Genomic DNA, 16476 nt, shown 5'->3' with positions numbered 1-16476 from the left:
GGCCTTGTGCCCGTCCAACCCTTGATTCAGACGCTTTGTGTGGGGTATAGCTAAAAAGGAAACCCGCCACTGCACAGGAAATACCAACGCACTATGGATGGAATCACACGTATCAATCGCCCGGTCGGCTCACGCTTCGCATCCCTGATTGCGCCGTGTGGGCCTCACGTCAAACACTGCGATCACGCAGTTACAGGGTTTGTTGCCAGCTTCTTTGTTCACTTCGCTTTATCCCGCCTGCGACTCAGTTTGCCGGGCCGCTGCGCCGACAGGCGCCATTGCTACGTCCCCCCGCCTGATTTTTTCTGACCGCTAGCCGAACCGGCCGGTCCGCTCCCGTGTTTAACGGTGGCGGGTGTTGCCCGGTATTTTTATTTGATCTCTTCACATTCTGACTCGACACACTCCGAACGGCCTCGCACCACGCGAACGGCCGATCAGCGTCAAGTTACGATAGCGTCAGTTCGCCTGAACACGATGGTGCGACCTGATGCTCGCGGTACAAGGAGCTGCACCCATGATCTATTTCCAGGGTAAAAGAATACTCAGTGCCATCTTCGACATGGATGGCACCATGTTTGACACCGAACGCCTGCGCTTTAAAACCCTCAAGCAGGCCGCACTCGAAATTTTCGGCACGCCGCTGAGCGAAGAAACGCTGATGGGGTCATTGGGCCTGAGTGCCAAGAAAGCCGAGGCGCTGGCGAAGGCCAATCATGGTGAAGACTTCCCTTATGCCCAGGTCAGGCAGCGGGCTGACGAACTGGAACTGCTGCATGTACGCAATCATGGGGTGCCGATCAAGGATGGCTTGCTGGAAGTGCTGGAGCGTTTGCGCAAGTACGGTCTGACCATGGCCGTAGCGACCTCGAGCCGCCGGGCCATTGCCGAGGAATATTTGATCAACGCCAATGTGCTCAAATATTTCGACATCACGGTGTGTGGTGACGAGGTCACTCAGGGCAAACCGCATCCCGAAATCTTCCTCGCAGCGGCAAGTGCCTTGAACTGCCTGCCACAGCATTGCCTGATGCTCGAAGACTCGGAAAACGGTTTGCTGTCGGCGATCCGCGCCGAGGGGCAGCCGATTCTGATTGAAGATATCAAGGCCCCGGCGCCCGAGGTCAAGGCCGGGGCGCTGAAGGCCTACCCGAACATGCATGAGTTTCTGGGTGATCTGAACGCGTGCATGCCTGACCTCGGTACCCCCGAACTGACCGAGAGCTTTCCTCAGGCCCTCAATCAGTTCAGCGTGGGCATCCATGGCTTTGGTGCGATGGGCGGCGGGTACCTGACGCAGATTTTTTCTCACTGGGATGGCTACACCCGGCCCTGCGAGATTATTGCCGCGACCCGTTCGCGCATGCTGCGCGACACGGTGGAAGCCTTCGGCAGGTTCAGCGTGCGCTATGGGGCCACCTCGTTCGATCAGACCATCGAAAACCTCAGAATGATCGACATGGACGACGCTGAAGCGGTCATCAAGATGTATGACGTGGCCGAAATCGTCGGGCTGAGCCTCCCGGAGCCAGCAATTCGCAAACAGGCGGATGTCATTGCCGAGGGCCTCATCCGCCGTTATCAGCGGCGCGGTCGCGAGCTGACGATTCTCATTGTGTTGAACAAAGTCGGCGGTGCGGACTTTGTTCGGCGGCATGTGCAGGCGCAGCTTGAACAGCGGGTTGCACCCGCGCTGTGCCAGAAAATCCTGGACAATACTCACTTCGTCGAAACGGTGGTCAGCCGTATTGTCTCGAAGATTTCCAATGAGGCGCTGGTGCGCCAGTTGCGGATCAAGTCGAAGATTTTCCAGAACAGTCTGGACGATGAAATCGTCGCGCCGGCCCGATCCCCCAGGATTCCGACGCCCGAATATGAGCGGCTTATTTCCCGTTTTCGGCCCTTTGCCCAGTCCAGCAACGCCCTGAGCCAATTGCACTTGATCCTGTTCAACAGCGAATCGGACATGCCGTTGTATGCCGAACGCAGCAGCCATCTTCTGGAGCGTCTGCGCCAGGTCAAAACGGTGGATGACATCACTCAGACCCAAGTGATGAAGAACCTGCTGTGGAACGGCCCGCACGCGATCATTGCCTGGTACGCCAGCCTGTTGGGTTATTCCTGGTTGGGGCAGGGCATGGGCGATCCGCGGGTCAGTGCCCTGGCCGAACGCCTGATCCGTCAGACGGTCGGACCGGCGCTGGTAGCCGAACACCCGCATATGGCAGAAGCCGTCGTCGATTTTTCGAAGACATTCCTGGAGCGTTGCAACACCTCGTTCAAGGACCCTTGCGCCCGTGTCGGGCGTGATCCGTTGCGCAAGTTGCAACGCAATGAGCGCATTCTGCGCAGCATTGATCTGGCACAAAAACACGGGATAGACGCCGACGCCCTGGCGTTCGGCATTGCCCTGGCACTGCACTATGCGCTGCGCTCCAAAGACAGCAAGGACCAGGAATCACGCCTGATCCGTACGCTGTACCAGGAGGGTGGCCGCATCGAAGAGGTGCTGACGTATGCGGGGAGCTACAACGCCCAACCGTATCCGGGGCTGGACCCGATCAAGGATGCGCAATTGATCGAGAGCATTGGCGGGCACTTTGAGCGTTTACAGGACCCGGATTCAAACCATTGGGACTGGCCTTTGCAAGTGCAGGGCGTTCAACCTGCTCAGGCGCGTCGAGTGGGGTGATGGGGATAGTCGCCAATCCGCGCGCCAATCACCATTTCGCCCACCCACGCATTGATCAGGGCGGTATAGGCCTCTTGCTGGCTGTCCGTCGACAGCGCGTGATCCGCGCCGTCGATAATGCGATGGCTCAGGGAGTGCGAGCGCATGAAGGCATGCCGGTAACTCATGATGGTGGTATGCGGGACATAGTCGTCATGCTCTGACTCGACCAGCAGCACATCGCCTGTAAACGTGCTGCAGGCCGCCAGCGCCCGGTTGCTGTCCGGGCTCTGCAGCGCGTGGCGATACTGGCTCAGGCGGTTGCGGTCGAGTTGCGTCTTGGGCAGTTCCCAGTCCTGGTCCCAGTACAGCGCTGGCACGCGTAATGCCAGCCAGCGCACGGCACGCTGCTGGGTCAGGATGGTCGCAAGGTAACCCCCGTAACTGCTGCCGATCACCGCGATGGCATCGGTGTCGGTGGAGGGATGGCTCACCAGCCGGTCGTAGGCGGCGATGATATCGTCCAGGTTGTGCTTGCGGGTGATGTGATCACGCTGGGACAGGGTTTTCTCATGTCCGCGCAGGTCAAAGGTCAGACAAACACAGCCCAGCCCGGCAAGGCCCTTGGCCCGTGCAAGGTCCCGGTGCTGGCTGCCCCCCCAGCCATGGACAAACAGAATGCCCGGCATTTTCGCGCCCGGTGTCAGCACGGTCCCGGCCAAACGCGCGTCGTTGACTTCAATTTCGATCAGTTCACTGCGAGCAGTCATACGCCAGGATTCTCGCGCTTTTATTGATGAAACCGACATCTTCATCGTGTCCTTGGAACAGCAGGATGGCATCGTGGGGCAATTGGGGTTTGCCATAGGTTTCGAGGGTACAGGCGTCCACGCGCTGCAGCGTGGTATCGCCAGCAAAGGCACGCAGCGCCAGCACCTCGGCACCGCTGGCGCCGCCAATGCGCCAGGACTGCTCCAGTACCCCAGAGCGGAAGTGCCCGCGGCTATCGGTGCCTTGGGCAACATCGTAGTTGCGCCGCGACGCGAACAGCGACGGGTAGGCATAGCAGGCCGCCGACTCGTAACTCTTCGCCTGCTTCACGGCCAGGCGCGCCCGATCATCCAGTGGCAGACGGTCGAGGCTGTCATAGTCGCCGCGCACCAGCTTCAGGTCAGAACCGCCGTACACCTCTTCGCCGTTGTTGTCATGTGTCAGGCGCTGGGTGCCGTAGTAACTCACAATCAGGTCCGCCACCCTGACCTGGCCCACACTGCAGGTGACGACCGAGGTCAGGTTTTCTTCCAGCACCAGGCCCCACACAGCCAGTTCAGCGCGATCAACGTCGGCGAGGTAGCGTTCCAGCGCCTTGCGGTTGCGGATCATGACCTGGCCGCGCCCGGCTTTGCCCCGCACCGGTTTCAGGCGGATATCTCCGAGCTCGAGCAACAGGCACCCGGCATTCAGCGCATCCTCGACGTCGAACACGGTAAAGCCCGTCAATACCGCCCCGTGTACCTGTTCGGCGAACAGCGAACACCATCCCGCAGGGGCAGTGGTACCGGCTGTGAGCAAGCCGTGGGTGATCGCTTTGGTGGCCATGAACGGATGACCCACTGCACCGCCGAACAAGTCATTGATGCCCGTGATGCCGAGCGCCTTTGACTCATCACCGATGAGGGTATCGGTGGGGACGAAATACAGCGGGCTGCGGTCCTGAGGCGGGTAATCACCCAGAAAACCGATACCCAGCACCTCGGCAAGCATCGTTGCGATCACCCTGTGACTGGCCTGCTCGTGCGAGGGCGGTGGGGGAGTGGCCGGAAGCAAGACAACGCCGGTTTTAGGGGGCATGTGCAACTCCTTGAATGCGGGCAGAGGGCTTCCTGCCAGGCGCAACCCGTCTGGGTCAGGACACCTTGCTCAGGGCTTCGACCAACTCATGCTTATGCATGGTCGAGCGCCCCGGGATATTGTTCGCCCGGGCCATTTTCATCAGTTCGGCCTTGGTTTCTGTGGCCAGGGATTCGCGAGATGAGCGCGCAAGGCCGTGCTTGCTGGCCACCGCACGCCGGGCTGAACTCCTGCGCGAGCTGGCCTTGTCGGCGGGGGATTTGTCCTGCCCCGAGCCGCCGGCACGCTCACCGCCACCCGATTGCTTGTTCACCGTCGCCCAGGCACGGGCTTCAGCATCTTCGGGGGACAGGCCTTTTTCTTCATACGCCTCTTCTATATGTTCGGCCTGGCGTTTCTGCTTGAGGGTGTATTTGTCTTTGCTGCCTCGCGTCATGACAAGCACTCCTGTTTGGTGGATCTTGAACGTGTGAGTCGCGCTCGCTTTGCCGGGTTCAGGCTGGCTGATGAATGGTCGCGTGCCACCGCGCATGAGGGCTGTAGCGCTCAGGTCTTTGGCCTGGCCACGCTCTTTTCTGTGCCTTGGCGTAATGTCCTTGCCTGCTTTTCCAGCACGGCATAGACCGCGCAGGCCAGCAGCAGAGGAATCAGAAAGTAGATCACCCGGTAGCTGATCAGCGCCGCCACCAGGGTGCCGTGGCTGAATTGGTGCTGCAGCAGGGCGATGAAGACCGCTTCGAGCACACCGAGTCCGGCCGGTATGTGGGTGATGACGCCAGCAATGCTGCTGATCAGCAATACGCCCAGGATTGTCGGGTAAAAGGCTTTTTCCGGGAGCAGGAGGAAGATCAGCAACGCCATCAGTGACCAGTTCAAGACCCCCAGAACGGCTTGCGCCAGGGCTATCTTCGCCCCGGGCAGGATGATTTCCTGCTCGCGCCAGCGCCACTCGCGGCGTTTGCAGAAACGACAGGCAAGCAGATAGGTGCAGGCGGCTGCCAGCAGCCCGAAACCGATCCACTGCAAGGTGGTGGTGCCGATTTCCCAGGTTGGGGGCAAACGGATCAGGCGCAACGAGAACACCCCTCCGGCGAGCAGCATGTAGCCCAGCCAATTGGTGATCAGGCTCAGGGTGAGGATGCGGGTAATGGTGGGCAGGTCCAGGCCAAGTCGCGAGTACAGGCGAAAACGCAAGGCGATGCCACCCACCCAGGCGCTGAGGTTAAGGGTGAAGGCGTAGCAGACGAAGGTCACCGGCACCACCTGGCGCACGGGTAATTGATGCCCGGTATAGCGCCGGCCGAGCAGGTCGAAGCCGACATACACGGCATAACTGGCCAACGCCACGGCGCCACCAAGGGCAAGCGTCGTGCCTTTGTAGGCGAGCAATGCGTGGCTGACGTCCTGCCAGTCCAGATTCTTGACCAGTAAGAACAGCAGCACCGACACCAGGATGAAGAAAAACAGGGTCACCAGGCGATTGATCATGGGATGTTCTCCTGGTCATAGCTCAACTCACCGTCATCCAGTGTGCGCAACGATCTCAACCGGGGGGTATGGGCGGGCAACAAACCGGCAATCGCCGGAAAACGGCGGGTAAGGTGAAAACCGATGAAGATCAATGGCGCCCGCCACCAGTAACCGCGGGTCACCCGGGCCAGGGTGATGCGCGTGCAGTGCTCGGTGGCCAGACCCAGCAAGTGATCATGCAACTGCCGGTTGAGGGCGCGGTCGCGGATGAACAGGTTGGCTTCCAGATTCAATGCCAGGCTCAGCGGGTCAAGGTTGCTCGAACCCACGGTCGACCACTCATGGTCCATCAATGCCACTTTGCCGTGGAACGGTCGCTGGCAATACTCGAAAATCCTGACCCCGTCGCGCAGCAGGTAGTTGTACAACAGCCGGGACGCGGAGCGAACCCAGGGCATATCCGGCTGACCCTGAAGGATCAGGGTCACTTCGACCCCGCGCCGGGACGCATTGCGCAACTCGCGCAGCAGGCGATAGCCGGGAAAGAAATAAGCATTGGCAATCACCAGCCGATGGACCGCGGCCCGGATGGCGAGCAGGTATTGCTCTTCGATATCGGTACTGTGGTCCGCGTTGTCGCGTATCGACAGCAACAGGCGAGCGTCGCCGACCCGGCACCGGCCCGGGCACACATCGCTTGGCGCTTTGATCACAGGCTTGAGCATGCGCAGTACGTCGCGATGGATATCGGCAACCACCGGACCCTGTACTTCAAGGGCGTAATCCTGTTTGGCCATGGGGCCGTAGTCGCCCAGGTGGTCGGCTGAGTAGTTGATGCCGCCGATGAACGCGCACTCGCCATCGATCAGCAGAATCTTGCGATGCATGCGGCGAAACAGGTTGGAGCGCAGGCCGAACACACGCCGCGCCGGGTCGAAGACGTGGATGTTGATCCCGGCTTCGGTCAGCTCACCGATGTACCGGGGGCTGAGTTCTGCCGTACCGTAACCGTCCACGGTCAGCTCGATATGCACGCCACGGCGGGCAGCGGCAACCAGAACATTCTTGAAGGCGCGGCCCACCTTGTCCTCGAAAATGATGAAGGTTTCGATCAGGATTTCCCTGCGTGCTGCACGCACCGCCTTGAACACGCGGGGGTAATAGTCCTCGCCGTTGATCAGCAAGTTCACGCGGTTCCCGTCTCGCCAGGGGTAATTCATAACAGCACCTCCACGGCTAACGGCACATGGTCGGAGAGGTGCGACCACGGACGCATGGACAGCACCCGTGGCGCCTTGGCCATTGCGTTGCGCAGGTAGATACGGTCCAGGCGCAACAATGGCCAGAATGCCGGAAAGCTGCGCGCCGGTTTTCCGTACGCAGCGGTGAATACTTCACCCATGGCTTGAGTCTGAAGCTTGGCATCGGCCCGCAAGCGCCAGTCGTTGAAGTCCCCGGCGACGATCACCGGGGCTGCATCGTCAATCCCCCCGAGCAGCTCGCAGAGCAGATGCAATTGGCGTCGACGATGGTCTTCGGCCAACCCCAGATGAACGCAGATCACGTGTACTGCATGCGGGCCGGGCACATCGAGGATGGCGTACAACAGGCCGCGCTTTTCAGTGCCGCTCAGGGACACATCGTAATTGGCGTGCTCGCGGATCGGGTACTTGGACAGCAGTGCATTGCCGTGCTCGCCCTCGGGATACAGCGCATTGCGGCCATAGGCGAACTGCGGCCACATGCTCTCGGCGAGAAACTCATACTGCGGAACCTGCGGCCAATTACTGAAGCGACGGGCATGTCCTTTATGCGCGCCGAGCACCTCCTGCAGAAACACCACGTCGGCGCTGGCCTCACGCACGGCTTCGCGCAGCTCAGGGAGAATGAAACGCCGGTTGAGCGCGGTAAACCCCTTGTGGGTGTTCACCGTCAGCACATGCAGCGAATGGACTGCAGGCGCCCCGGTGGAGGGAGCATCGGTATTGCGGACAGTCGCCATCAATGAGCACCTTGCCGTCGAACCCCGGGCTGGCAGTCATCATGATTGCCGGCATCGGTGGAGACAAAGAGGGCCAGATTCCAGTGGGCCTACTAGATCCGACTGAGAGGGGGGCGCAGGGTTCAGGTTATTTGCGGTGTGATCCGTTCAAGCCTGAGCCCATCAGCAGCCCCCGGTGGCGGGAGCAAGGCCCACGCGGGTGAAGCCAACCCTTCACCTTTGCGCCATCAGTGTCTCGACGTATTTCAGATCGTCGAGGGTGTCGACATCCTGGACAATGCCCTGGTCATCGAGCGCCAGCCTGAGCACATTGCCGCACGCATCCTGCGCCGCGACAATACTCGCCGCGCCATGCTCTCCGGTCAGTTGCAGCAGGTCATTGAAACACTGGGCAGAGAAGCCTACCGGATGGCCTTTTTGCCGGTGCCAGGTGGGCACCACGATTGCTGCCGAGGCCAGTGCCTGCGCCACCTTGCGCAGGCTGTCGGCCGTGATGAGGGGCAGGTCGCCGGGTAGCACCAGCCAGCCCGAAGCGTTCGCAGTGGCCCGTACGCCTGCGGCAATGGAGTCGCCCATGCCATCGCCCTGCGCGGAGCGCACCACGTGCCACGGCAACCCGCAGGCCTGGACTGCACGGATCACATGTTCGAGCACCGGCAGCCCGCAAAGGGGCATTTCAAGCTTGTGGCACGGCCCTCCGGAGGCCAGAAAACGGCTTGAGCGGCCGGCAGCCAGGAGGAGGACGACCGGATCATGGGTTTCGCTCATGGGCGCACCTTGCTGTAGAAGGGCTTAATGTACGCTGTTGTAGCTGCCATAACGCCGCGCACCCTGCCATTCAGGGTGCGAGCGATTGGCAAGGTGAAGCGGATCATGCCCATTCCGCCCGGGTGGCCAGCCCGAACAGCTCGCGCAGCCCGTTGATACCTAGCTTTCGGTACAGGCGTTTGACATAGGTGGCCGCACTCAGCGGACGCACCCCCAGCCGTTCGGCAATCTCTTCCACCCCGTGACCGGTCATGATCAGGCGCAGCAGTTCCTGCTCACGCAGGGTCAGTTCAATGTGTTGTTGCCTGATAACCCGCTCGGTCAGCAGCAAGGGCATTTCGTTGGCTTGCAAGTAGGCGTGGTAGTGCAGGCGCACCGCCTGGATCAGCAGCGGGGCAACGGTTTCCAGGAAATTCATCTCTGTTTCCGAAAAATGCCCGTGTTCTCGGCCACGGTAAAAATTCACCGATAGCCAGCAATTGCTTTCGCAGTGGGTCAGTAACGCCACACGTTCGGAAATTTGCGGCTGCTCATAGCAAATGCGCCGGTAATCGTTATGGGTAATGTCGTCGATGGACTGGCGATGGACGATCGTGCTTTCGCCAACGGCGGCCTTGTTCATGGCCTGCCGGTTACCGTCCTGATCATGGAAACGCTGGATATAGGTGTTGGAAATTGCCGGCAGTGAGACGTCCCGGGCCCGGTCCGCGAAGGAAAAGACCTGCGGGTTGCGCCGTTGCGGGTAGGCGAAGATGGTGCATTGGGCCAGAGGCACGCCGGGCCCGATAACCTGCAACAGGTCGGCCGCCAGGTACTTGCTGCGATTATGACCAATCCTGGCCAGCAGGTTGGCGGTGTGGGCAATATTGAGGCTGTGTTCACTACGGCAGGAACGCAAGGGCCAGTACTGCATGGCGAATTCCTTCTGGGTGCCGGGCTGTTGTTGTTGTTTTGTCGAGAATGCCACGGCAGGAGCCCGCCACTCCAGCATTCAATCGGCGGGCTCTGAGCGGGACTATGGGGCAGCGCCGACAGAACGCTCCGGAGTAGGCAGGCGCAGTGCCAGAAGCGCGCCGACGATCATCAGGACCGCGGCATAGGCAAAGCCGGAGCCGAAGCTGTGTGTCAGGTCTTTCAGCCAGCCGATGACCAGCGGATTGAGCGCCGAACCGATATTGCCCACCGCGTTGATGACGGCAATGCCCACAGCACGGGCGCCAAAGCTCAAGGACAGGTCGGGAAGGGTCCAGAATATCGACATGGCGCTGTAGGAGCCGCTTGCGGCCATGCACACGCCCATCAGTTGCAGCACGGCATGGTTCGAGAGCGCCGTGAGTATCCAGCCGCAGGCGGCCAGCATCATGGGCAGCACCAAATGCCAGCGCCGCTCGCGGGTGCGATCCGAATGCAGGCCCCAGACGATCATCAGGACAATGGTGCAGACTTGCGGGATGGCGGCCAGCAAGCCGATGGACTGGTTACTGTCGGTGCTGTTGAAGCTTTTCACGATCAGCGGGGTCCAGACCGCGATCATCGCCAGGGTATTGACCAGGCAAAAGTAGACCAGGCAGAACAACAGAATGCGCGGAGAGACCAGCTCGGCCAGCAGGCCGCGACGTTGCTCGCTGGCGGGCGCCTGGCCGCTCGCGGCTTCGGCATCGAGGGCCTGCTGGAGCAGGGCCTGTTCATCGTGGTTCAGCCACCTGGCCTGTTGCGGGCGATCATCCAGGTAATAGAACACCACGAACCCCATGAGCACCGAGGGCAGTCCTTCGAGCAGAAACAGCCATTGCCAGCCCTTGAGTCCCCACAGGCCATCCAGCCCCAGAATAAGCCCGGACAGTGCCGAACTGAAGCCGGCGGTAAAGGGCATGGCGATCATGAACAGGGCGTTGGCCCGCGCACGGTAGGCCGTGGGAAACCAGAAGGTCATGTACAACAACACACCGGGCAAGAAGCCCGCCTCGGTAATCCCCACCAGAATCCGCAGCAGGTACAGGGAATTGGCATCCGTAGCGAACAGGGTGCAAGTCGAGGCCAGCCCCCATGCAATCATCAGGCTGCCGATCCAGCGCCGGGCACCGACACGCGCCAGGGCGATATTGCTGGGAATGCCGCAGGCGATATAGGCAATGTAAAAGAAGGTAGACGCCAGGCCGAACTGGGTTCCGCTCAGGCCCAGGTCGGCCATCATGGTCAGTCCGGCGAAACCGATGTTGATGCGATCAAGGAACGACAGCACAAAGCAGACGAACAAGAAGCCGATCAGTCGCCTGGAGACTTTGTTGCACACGCGCTGATAGCTGTCCTGAGACCAAGCAGCCACCGTGATGGTTGCACTGGCAGGGGTGTTTGGAGTCATCGGGGACTTCCTGATTATTGTTATAGGAAGGCTCGCCGGCCTGTTACCGCAGGCCGGCGGCAAACTGCATGCAGGGTACGGCGTTACAGGTCTTTTAAGGCGATGTCGCTCAACATGCGGAATTGCCCGGCATCCCCTAGCTCCTGGGCGCAGAGCAGGGCCAGTTTTACCAGGAACAATTCGCGCTTGTCCGCCATGGCCTGATCCAGGGCATCAGCCAGCCGGTCGTAGACCTGCTCAAGTTCGCAGGTGGTCAGTTGCTTGTGTGTCATGGTCATGCCCTCACTCATTGCCCAAGGCTGTTTCGATGGCGCAGCCCAGGGCCGGACCGCTGAGTTGCTGCCAGCGTGCACAGACATGCTGATCCGGTCGCACAAGGTAGGCACTGCCGCTGACGGCGCCGTATTTGCTGTGCAAATGGCCGTTGCTGTCGTCGATCAGTTCGTCTGCGCCGCTGATGCGGGCTCGCGGCTGAGCGCTGATGGCCAGGACGCGCAGCGGCACACCTCGTTCATGCAACGCCTGTACCCGGGCCTGGATCGCGTCGGGCACCTCAGCGGCATCGGTGAAATACAGCAGGTAGAACGATGCGCCCAGCCTGTCGAACAGAAATTGGTCCTCGCCCAGCTTGATGTTCAACAACGGCGCTCCCTGGCGCGGCCCACAGGTGAAGAGGGCGTTGTCGTCGCCCGGGCAGTTCAAGGAGGAGTTGACGTAGTCATGAGCCCGGGACGTACGCCAGTGATAGAGCGGGCGGACGAACGCCTGAGTCAGTGACAGCGACAGCACCGCATCGCGCACCAGGCAATGCCCGGGGGTGGGCGGCGTCATGAACCGCGTGCTTTTACCGGCTTCGGCGATGATCTCGCGGGCTGCCGCCACCCGCTCCGCAGTATACGAACCGAGCAGGCCCGGGCCGGCCACGCCCTTGAGGGTCAGGGCCAGCTTCCAGCCCAGATCGTGGCAGTCCTGGAAGCCGGTATTGGCCCCGCGCACCCCAAAGATCGGCAGCAGGTGAGCCGCGTCGCCGGTGAAAATCACTCGACCGTGGATGTAGTCAGGCAGGGTCAAGGCCCGTGCCGAGTACACCGAGCACCAGTCCAGCTGCCATTGGGGGTTGTCGACCCCGACAATCGCCAGTTGCGCATTGATCCGCTCGCGCAAGGATTCGGCCGACAGGGCCTGCTCGGGGGTTTCATCCCGTGGCAACTGGTAGTCGATCCGCCAGATATTGCCCGGTTCCCGGTGCATCAGCACGGTATTGCCGGGGTTCCAGTGCGGGTCGAAGTAAGCCAGGCGCTCGGTGGGCAAATCAAGATCGATCTTGATATCGGCAATCACGAAGCGACCTTCATAGGAGGCGCCTTCAAGTTTCAGCTCCAGCAGGCTGCGAATCGCCGAGCGTGCACCGTCTGCGGCCACCACCCAGTTGGCTTGCAATTGATAGTCACCCTGAGGGGTGTCCACGGTCAGGGTGGCGTGATCCTCGGCCTGGGCCAGTTGTTCCACCTTATTGCCCCAACGCAGCTCGATCAGCGGATTGGCCTGGCAGGCATCCACCAGGAATTGCTCCAGGCACGGCTGCTGCAAATTGGTCATCGGCGCAAAACGGTCATCCGGGTCATGGGGGGCCTCCATGCGAAAGACCCGTTGGTTACGGTAGAAGGAGTTGCCAAAGCGCCAACTCAGACCCGCCGCAGTGACGCGATCGGCCACCCCGACCTGCTGCAGGATTTCCAGCGAGCGCCGGGTGAAGACAATGGCGCGGCTGCCCTCGCTGACCTGGCGTTCGGACTCAAGCACGATCGAGGCGATGCCGTATCGGGCCAGGTCCAGAGCGGTGGTCAGGCCAATGGGGCCGGCGCCGACAATCACCACCGGGTGGCGTTTGACCGCACTGGCCCCCACGCTGGCGGTATGGGCAGGGTAGACCTGATAGTCGAAATAAATTGATCGACGGGGTTCAGCGAGCGGTGTGTGCATCGCAAGGCGTCTCCGGAAACGTTTTTATGGTTATTGGCCTGGGCCGGTTCGCAGAGGTCGACTTTAAGGCGCCCGCGACAAAGGGATGTCCCCTTATGGGGACAACTTGCAGCGGGTTTGGCGAGAGGCAGTGCAGGTGCGGGGATGAACGATGTGCTGGCCCGGGCTCAGGCCGTTAACGCCCGGGCCCGGACTTTATGTGAGGGGGCGGAGGGGGAGTGGGGCTTGAGCGCTCGTGTGTCAGCCAAGGCCGTGGCGTTGTTTCCAGTCACCGGGGTAGACCACATAGCCGAACAATGCATGGCCGGCGTAAACCAGTTCGGTTCCTTCGGGAATCCACAGCATCTGGCCAGGTTCAACCTTGTACAGGTTGCCGTTAGCCTTAAGCTCGAAACACCCCTCTATGACGAAGATGACTTCGTCATAGAGCAGGGTCCAGCTCACTTCGGCGCCTTCCCAACGAGCGAAGCCGACGCCTAGATGGGGTGATATTTCATTGCTCAACGCGCGGGCAACAGAGGCTCCGCCGGGAGGACCACCCCGATGGACAAACTCAAGATCCCGGTGGTCGACCAGACGCACCGGTCCTTTGCCGTAGATCCGTTTCATAGTTCACCTCTGCTGTTCCAGGATGCCAGTCGAATCCGCGTGCGCACCCCGAGTCCCAGCAACGGCTCGGGCGGGTTGCGTGAGGGCATACCGGTGACGGCGCGAATATCCTGCAAGTGCTGTGAATCGGCACCTGTGGCCATGTCGGCCAGCAATGTCCCGGACACAGTGCCCCAGGCTGCGCCGACCCCATTATCGCAAGCGGTGGCATAGACACCGCTCTCCAGTTCACCAAAGAAATTGGTGAAGTTGCGCGAGATCGCATAAACGCCACCCCAAGTGTGGGTAAACTCAACGTTCTCCAGTTGCGGATAGCGTGCCAGGAGGGCCTTGCGATGACCCGCGCGAATGTCCCGGCGTGTGTTGTCATTGACGCTCTTGCCATAGCGCGGCACGTGCTTGTAGGTGTTGCGAATCATCAGGCGGTTATCCTGGGTCATGCGCACGGTGGTGCCGGCATGGTCGGCCGGGGTCAGCCCCCAGTCGGGCTGGATGCCGAGGCTCTGCATTTCTGCCTGCGCCAATGGCCGGGTCCAGCTGGCGAAGGTCATTACCGGTAGCAGACGGCTGCGCAGGTAACCGAATTCCTGGGTAAAAATGCTGGTGCCCAGCAGCAGCTGTGGCGTGCGTACCTGACCTTCGGTGCCTTGCAGTAACCATTGACCCTGACTGTCGCGCTGCAGGCCTTGAATCGGCGACTGTTCGAGCAGTTCGACGTTTTCCGGCAGCGAGTCGGCCAGACCGCGCACCAGCGCCGCCGGCTGCATTAACCACGAGCCCTGAGTGAACACGGCGCGGCTGTAATAGCGGGTTCCGAGTACGTTGGCCAGTTCGTCGCCTTCGACACTGCGAAAAGGTTCGCCCAAGTCCCGCAGCAACCCTTCAAAATGTTCCAGATACGCCAGTCCCCGCGGCCCCACTGCGCCCTGATACTTCCCGGCAGGGGACCACTGGCAGTCGATCCGGTGTTGACCGATCAGCCGTTGCAGTTGGTCGATGGCTGAGCGATTCAAGCCGAGCAGGCGTTGCTTGTGTGCTGCATCAGGATGCTCAAGAGCCATTTTGTGTGGCAGGTCTATGACAAAACCCGAGTTGCGGCCAGAGGCGCCTTCCCCAACCCTTTGCGCATCGATCAGCGCGATGCGTGCATGGGGATGATGTTCGGCCAAGCGGCGGGCGGCTGCCAGACCGGCAAAGCCGGCACCAATCACCGCATAGTCAACCTGGTGTCGGCCCACCAGGCGTCGAGGGGCTACGGCGGGGGGCAGGGCGGCATACCAGCCGCAGTCCTGATCATCGTGCGGCAAATGAATAGCGCGATTGTTCATAAGGTTCTTCTTAAGCCACGTGGGTTTGAAGGGGCTGACAGTTCTGCAGCCAGACGCCGCGTTTTTGCTGGGCCTGACGGCCGATCAGGGCGAAGCCGCGCAAGACACCGGAGGTATCGTTGAACGCCGCGCAGAGTCCGTCGGCTGTAGGTTCGATCTGCCACTGGCCACTGCACCCGAATGGCGCGGGCAACAGGCATAACGGGGCCGCCGGGGTCTTGACGGTGATCGGCATCAGCGGGTATTGCACGGCCGTCGGGTAGCCCGAAAGCGTGCGCGCCAATGCTTCAATTCCCTGGTTGATCGGTGCCAGATAAGGCATCAGTTGACCATTGATTTCGATGCAGTCACCCAGTGCAAAAATGCCGGGGATTGACGTCTGCAGGCACTCATTGACCTGGATGCCACGGCCGCACTCCAATCCGCAGGACAGGGCCAGCACCTGATCCGGCCGCAGGCCGATGGCCGAGAGCACCAGATCGGCCTGATGCTGTTCACCGTTGGCGAGCGTCAAGTCGAATCCCTCGGCGCTGCGCTCGATCCGCTGCAGAGTGGTTTGCAAGCTCCAGCTCACTCCCAGCTCTGTGAGAGCCGCTTGAAGGTGCTGCCCGGCAGGTTCGGGTAACAGTCGCTCCATAGGCCAGGCGCCCAGGCCGATAACCTGAACCTGGTAACCGCTGCTGGCCAGGTCGTTGGCAAATTCGCAGCCAATCAAGCCGTCGCCCAGGATTGCGATGCGACGCTTGCCTTCCAGTTGGGTGCGAAAGGCCTGGTAGTCCGACAGGTTGTTAACGCTCACCAGTGCCTCGGCACACCCCTCGACGGGTACGCGCACCGGGGTTGCACCGCTGGCCAGCACCAGTTGACCGTAGGGCATTTCACCGAGGCTGGTGTGGAGGCGCCGGTTCTGGGCATCAATGCGCTCTACCTGACAATGCGGATAGACCCGAATACCCAAGCGTTGCTCGATGGCCAGCGGGGTTTCATTGACCAGCACCGCAGCGCTGCGCCCCTGGGCCAGGGCTATGGACAGGGCAGGTTTGGAGTAGACATGCCCGCTTTCTCGCGTCAGCACGTAAATCTCGCGCAGTGGATCCTGTTTGCGCAGTGCCTGGGCCAGGCCATAGCCGGCGTGACCGCTGCCAATAATCACCACCGGGCCGACGGCTGCACTGGTCGGCTGAGGTGCAACCACCGGAACACCCGCTCCAGTCGGAGCGACGCTGACGATGCACACCACCGGTGCGGCGGTCTGCGGCTCGCTGATTTCGATCATTTCGAAATCCCCTTTGCCGACCTTGCATTCCGGGCACAACCAATCCTGTGGTACATCTTCCCAGCGGGTGCCGGCGGCTATCCCATCGTCGGGCCAGCCCAAGGCTTCGTCGTAGATCAAACCACAAATAATGCATAGCCACTTTTTCATGGAGTC

At 61.1% G+C, this 16476-nt stretch carries 15 protein-coding genes and 1 pseudogene; 1 reads left to right on the top strand and 15 read right to left on the bottom strand.

All coding sequences use genetic code 11. The annotated features are described in order from the left end of the window. Window positions 1-517: 517 nt before the first annotated feature. Complete coding sequence (mtlD, locus tag AWM69_RS09485) at window positions 518-2692, top strand: bifunctional mannitol-1-phosphate dehydrogenase/phosphatase (RefSeq protein WP_218726397.1); 2175 nt, start codon at window positions 518-520, stop codon at window positions 2690-2692. Here the strand turns inward: mtlD and AWM69_RS09480 are convergent. The 15 genes and pseudogenes from AWM69_RS09480 to AWM69_RS22835 all read right to left on the bottom strand — a co-directional run. Next, window positions 2671-3441, bottom strand: a complete 771-nt coding sequence (locus AWM69_RS09480; RefSeq protein ID WP_131653974.1) for a S9 family peptidase — start codon at window positions 3439-3441, stop codon at window positions 2671-2673. The two genes, mtlD and AWM69_RS09480, sit on opposite strands and share 22 nt — an antisense overlap. Then, window positions 3425-4522, bottom strand: a complete 1098-nt coding sequence (locus AWM69_RS09475) for a DUF3182 family protein (protein WP_218726396.1) — start codon at window positions 4520-4522, stop codon at window positions 3425-3427. Before AWM69_RS09475 ends, AWM69_RS09480 begins: the two co-directional genes overlap by 17 nt. A gap of 55 nt (window positions 4523-4577) precedes the next feature. Beyond that, a complete protein-coding gene (locus AWM69_RS09470) occupies window positions 4578-4958 on the bottom strand; it encodes a termination factor Rho (protein WP_131653972.1) in 381 nt (126 codons plus the stop codon). Between the two features lie 110 nt (window positions 4959-5068). Then, complete coding sequence (locus tag AWM69_RS09465) at window positions 5069-6010, bottom strand: lysylphosphatidylglycerol synthase domain-containing protein (RefSeq protein ID WP_218726395.1); 942 nt, start codon at window positions 6008-6010, stop codon at window positions 5069-5071. Next, complete coding sequence (clsB, locus tag AWM69_RS09460; RefSeq protein WP_218726394.1) at window positions 6007-7212, bottom strand: cardiolipin synthase ClsB; 1206 nt, start codon at window positions 7210-7212, stop codon at window positions 6007-6009. Before clsB ends, AWM69_RS09465 begins: the two co-directional genes overlap by 4 nt. Then, window positions 7209-7994 carry an endonuclease/exonuclease/phosphatase family protein gene (locus AWM69_RS09455; protein ID WP_218726393.1) on the bottom strand — a complete coding sequence of 262 codons (786 nt, stop codon included), beginning with the start codon at window positions 7992-7994 and terminating at the stop codon, window positions 7209-7211. Before AWM69_RS09455 ends, clsB begins: the two co-directional genes overlap by 4 nt. 213 nt (window positions 7995-8207) lie before the next feature. Next, window positions 8208-8762, bottom strand: coding sequence for an NTP transferase domain-containing protein (locus AWM69_RS09450; RefSeq protein WP_218726392.1), 555 nt, complete (start codon window positions 8760-8762; stop codon window positions 8208-8210). A gap of 103 nt (window positions 8763-8865) precedes the next feature. Continuing rightward, window positions 8866-9675, bottom strand: a complete 810-nt coding sequence (locus AWM69_RS09445; protein ID WP_048380121.1) for a response regulator transcription factor — start codon at window positions 9673-9675, stop codon at window positions 8866-8868. A 102-nt stretch (window positions 9676-9777) separates the two neighbouring features. Continuing rightward, window positions 9778-11124 (bottom strand): MFS transporter, encoded by a 1347-nt coding sequence (locus AWM69_RS09440; RefSeq protein WP_218726391.1) that lies wholly within the window; start codon window positions 11122-11124, stop codon window positions 9778-9780. Window positions 11125-11207: 83 nt separating this feature from the next. After that, window positions 11208-11402 carry a DUF2783 domain-containing protein gene (locus tag AWM69_RS09435; RefSeq protein ID WP_256930254.1) on the bottom strand — a complete coding sequence of 65 codons (195 nt, stop codon included), beginning with the start codon at window positions 11400-11402 and terminating at the stop codon, window positions 11208-11210. Window positions 11403-11406: 4 nt separating this feature from the next. Beyond that, on the bottom strand, window positions 11407-13107 hold the full coding sequence (locus AWM69_RS09430; RefSeq protein WP_218726390.1) for an FAD-dependent monooxygenase: 1701 nt from the start codon (window positions 13105-13107) through the stop codon (window positions 11407-11409). A 240-nt stretch (window positions 13108-13347) separates the two neighbouring features. Further along, window positions 13348-13716 (bottom strand): ethanolamine utilization protein EutQ, encoded by a 369-nt coding sequence (locus AWM69_RS09425; protein WP_218726389.1) that lies wholly within the window; start codon window positions 13714-13716, stop codon window positions 13348-13350. Beyond that, window positions 13713-15044, bottom strand: coding sequence for an FAD-binding oxidoreductase (locus tag AWM69_RS09420; RefSeq protein ID WP_218726388.1), 1332 nt, complete (start codon window positions 15042-15044; stop codon window positions 13713-13715). The genes AWM69_RS09425 and AWM69_RS09420 overlap by 4 nt, the downstream gene beginning before the upstream one ends. A 10-nt stretch (window positions 15045-15054) precedes the next feature. Continuing rightward, the gene (locus AWM69_RS09415; RefSeq protein WP_256930267.1) at window positions 15055-16320 is read right to left on the bottom strand and encodes an FAD-dependent oxidoreductase; all 1266 of its coding nucleotides are present in this window, start codon (window positions 16318-16320) and stop codon (window positions 15055-15057) included. Then, window positions 16309-16470: pseudogene (locus tag AWM69_RS22835) on the bottom strand (rubredoxin); the annotation flags it as partial. The gene AWM69_RS09415 and the pseudogene AWM69_RS22835, both read right to left, overlap by 12 nt. Window positions 16471-16476: the final 6 nt, after the last annotated feature.

The organism is Pseudomonas sp. D1HM (assembly GCF_019266105.1).
Taxonomy (GTDB): domain Bacteria; phylum Pseudomonadota; class Gammaproteobacteria; order Pseudomonadales; family Pseudomonadaceae; genus Aquipseudomonas; species Aquipseudomonas taetrolens.
Note: the sequence above shows the minus strand (reverse complement) of the source record. Positions and strands in the feature narration are given on the sequence as shown.

Coding starts and splice junctions, on each gene's coding strand:
- mtlD (WP_218726397.1), top strand. CDS start 518: ATGATCTATTTCCAGGGTAAAAGAATACTCAGTGCCATCTTCGACATG.
- AWM69_RS09480 (WP_131653974.1), bottom strand. CDS start 3,441: ATGACTGCTCGCAGTGAACTGATCGAAATTGAAGTCAACGACGCGCGT.
- AWM69_RS09475 (WP_218726396.1), bottom strand. CDS start 4,522: ATGCCCCCTAAAACCGGCGTTGTCTTGCTTCCGGCCACTCCCCCACCG.
- AWM69_RS09470 (WP_131653972.1), bottom strand. CDS start 4,958: ATGACGCGAGGCAGCAAAGACAAATACACCCTCAAGCAGAAACGCCAG.
- AWM69_RS09465 (WP_218726395.1), bottom strand. CDS start 6,010: ATGATCAATCGCCTGGTGACCCTGTTTTTCTTCATCCTGGTGTCGGTG.
- clsB (WP_218726394.1), bottom strand. CDS start 7,212: ATGAATTACCCCTGGCGAGACGGGAACCGCGTGAACTTGCTGATCAAC.
- AWM69_RS09455 (WP_218726393.1), bottom strand. CDS start 7,994: ATGGCGACTGTCCGCAATACCGATGCTCCCTCCACCGGGGCGCCTGCA.
- AWM69_RS09450 (WP_218726392.1), bottom strand. CDS start 8,762: ATGAGCGAAACCCATGATCCGGTCGTCCTCCTCCTGGCTGCCGGCCGC.
- AWM69_RS09445 (WP_048380121.1), bottom strand. CDS start 9,675: ATGCAGTACTGGCCCTTGCGTTCCTGCCGTAGTGAACACAGCCTCAAT.
- AWM69_RS09440 (WP_218726391.1), bottom strand. CDS start 11,124: ATGACTCCAAACACCCCTGCCAGTGCAACCATCACGGTGGCTGCTTGG.
- AWM69_RS09435 (WP_256930254.1), bottom strand. CDS start 11,402: ATGACCATGACACACAAGCAACTGACCACCTGCGAACTTGAGCAGGTC.
- AWM69_RS09430 (WP_218726390.1), bottom strand. CDS start 13,107: ATGCACACACCGCTCGCTGAACCCCGTCGATCAATTTATTTCGACTAT.
- AWM69_RS09425 (WP_218726389.1), bottom strand. CDS start 13,716: ATGAAACGGATCTACGGCAAAGGACCGGTGCGTCTGGTCGACCACCGG.
- AWM69_RS09420 (WP_218726388.1), bottom strand. CDS start 15,044: ATGAACAATCGCGCTATTCATTTGCCGCACGATGATCAGGACTGCGGC.
- AWM69_RS09415 (WP_256930267.1), bottom strand. CDS start 16,320: ATGATCGAAATCAGCGAGCCGCAGACCGCCGCACCGGTGGTGTGCATC.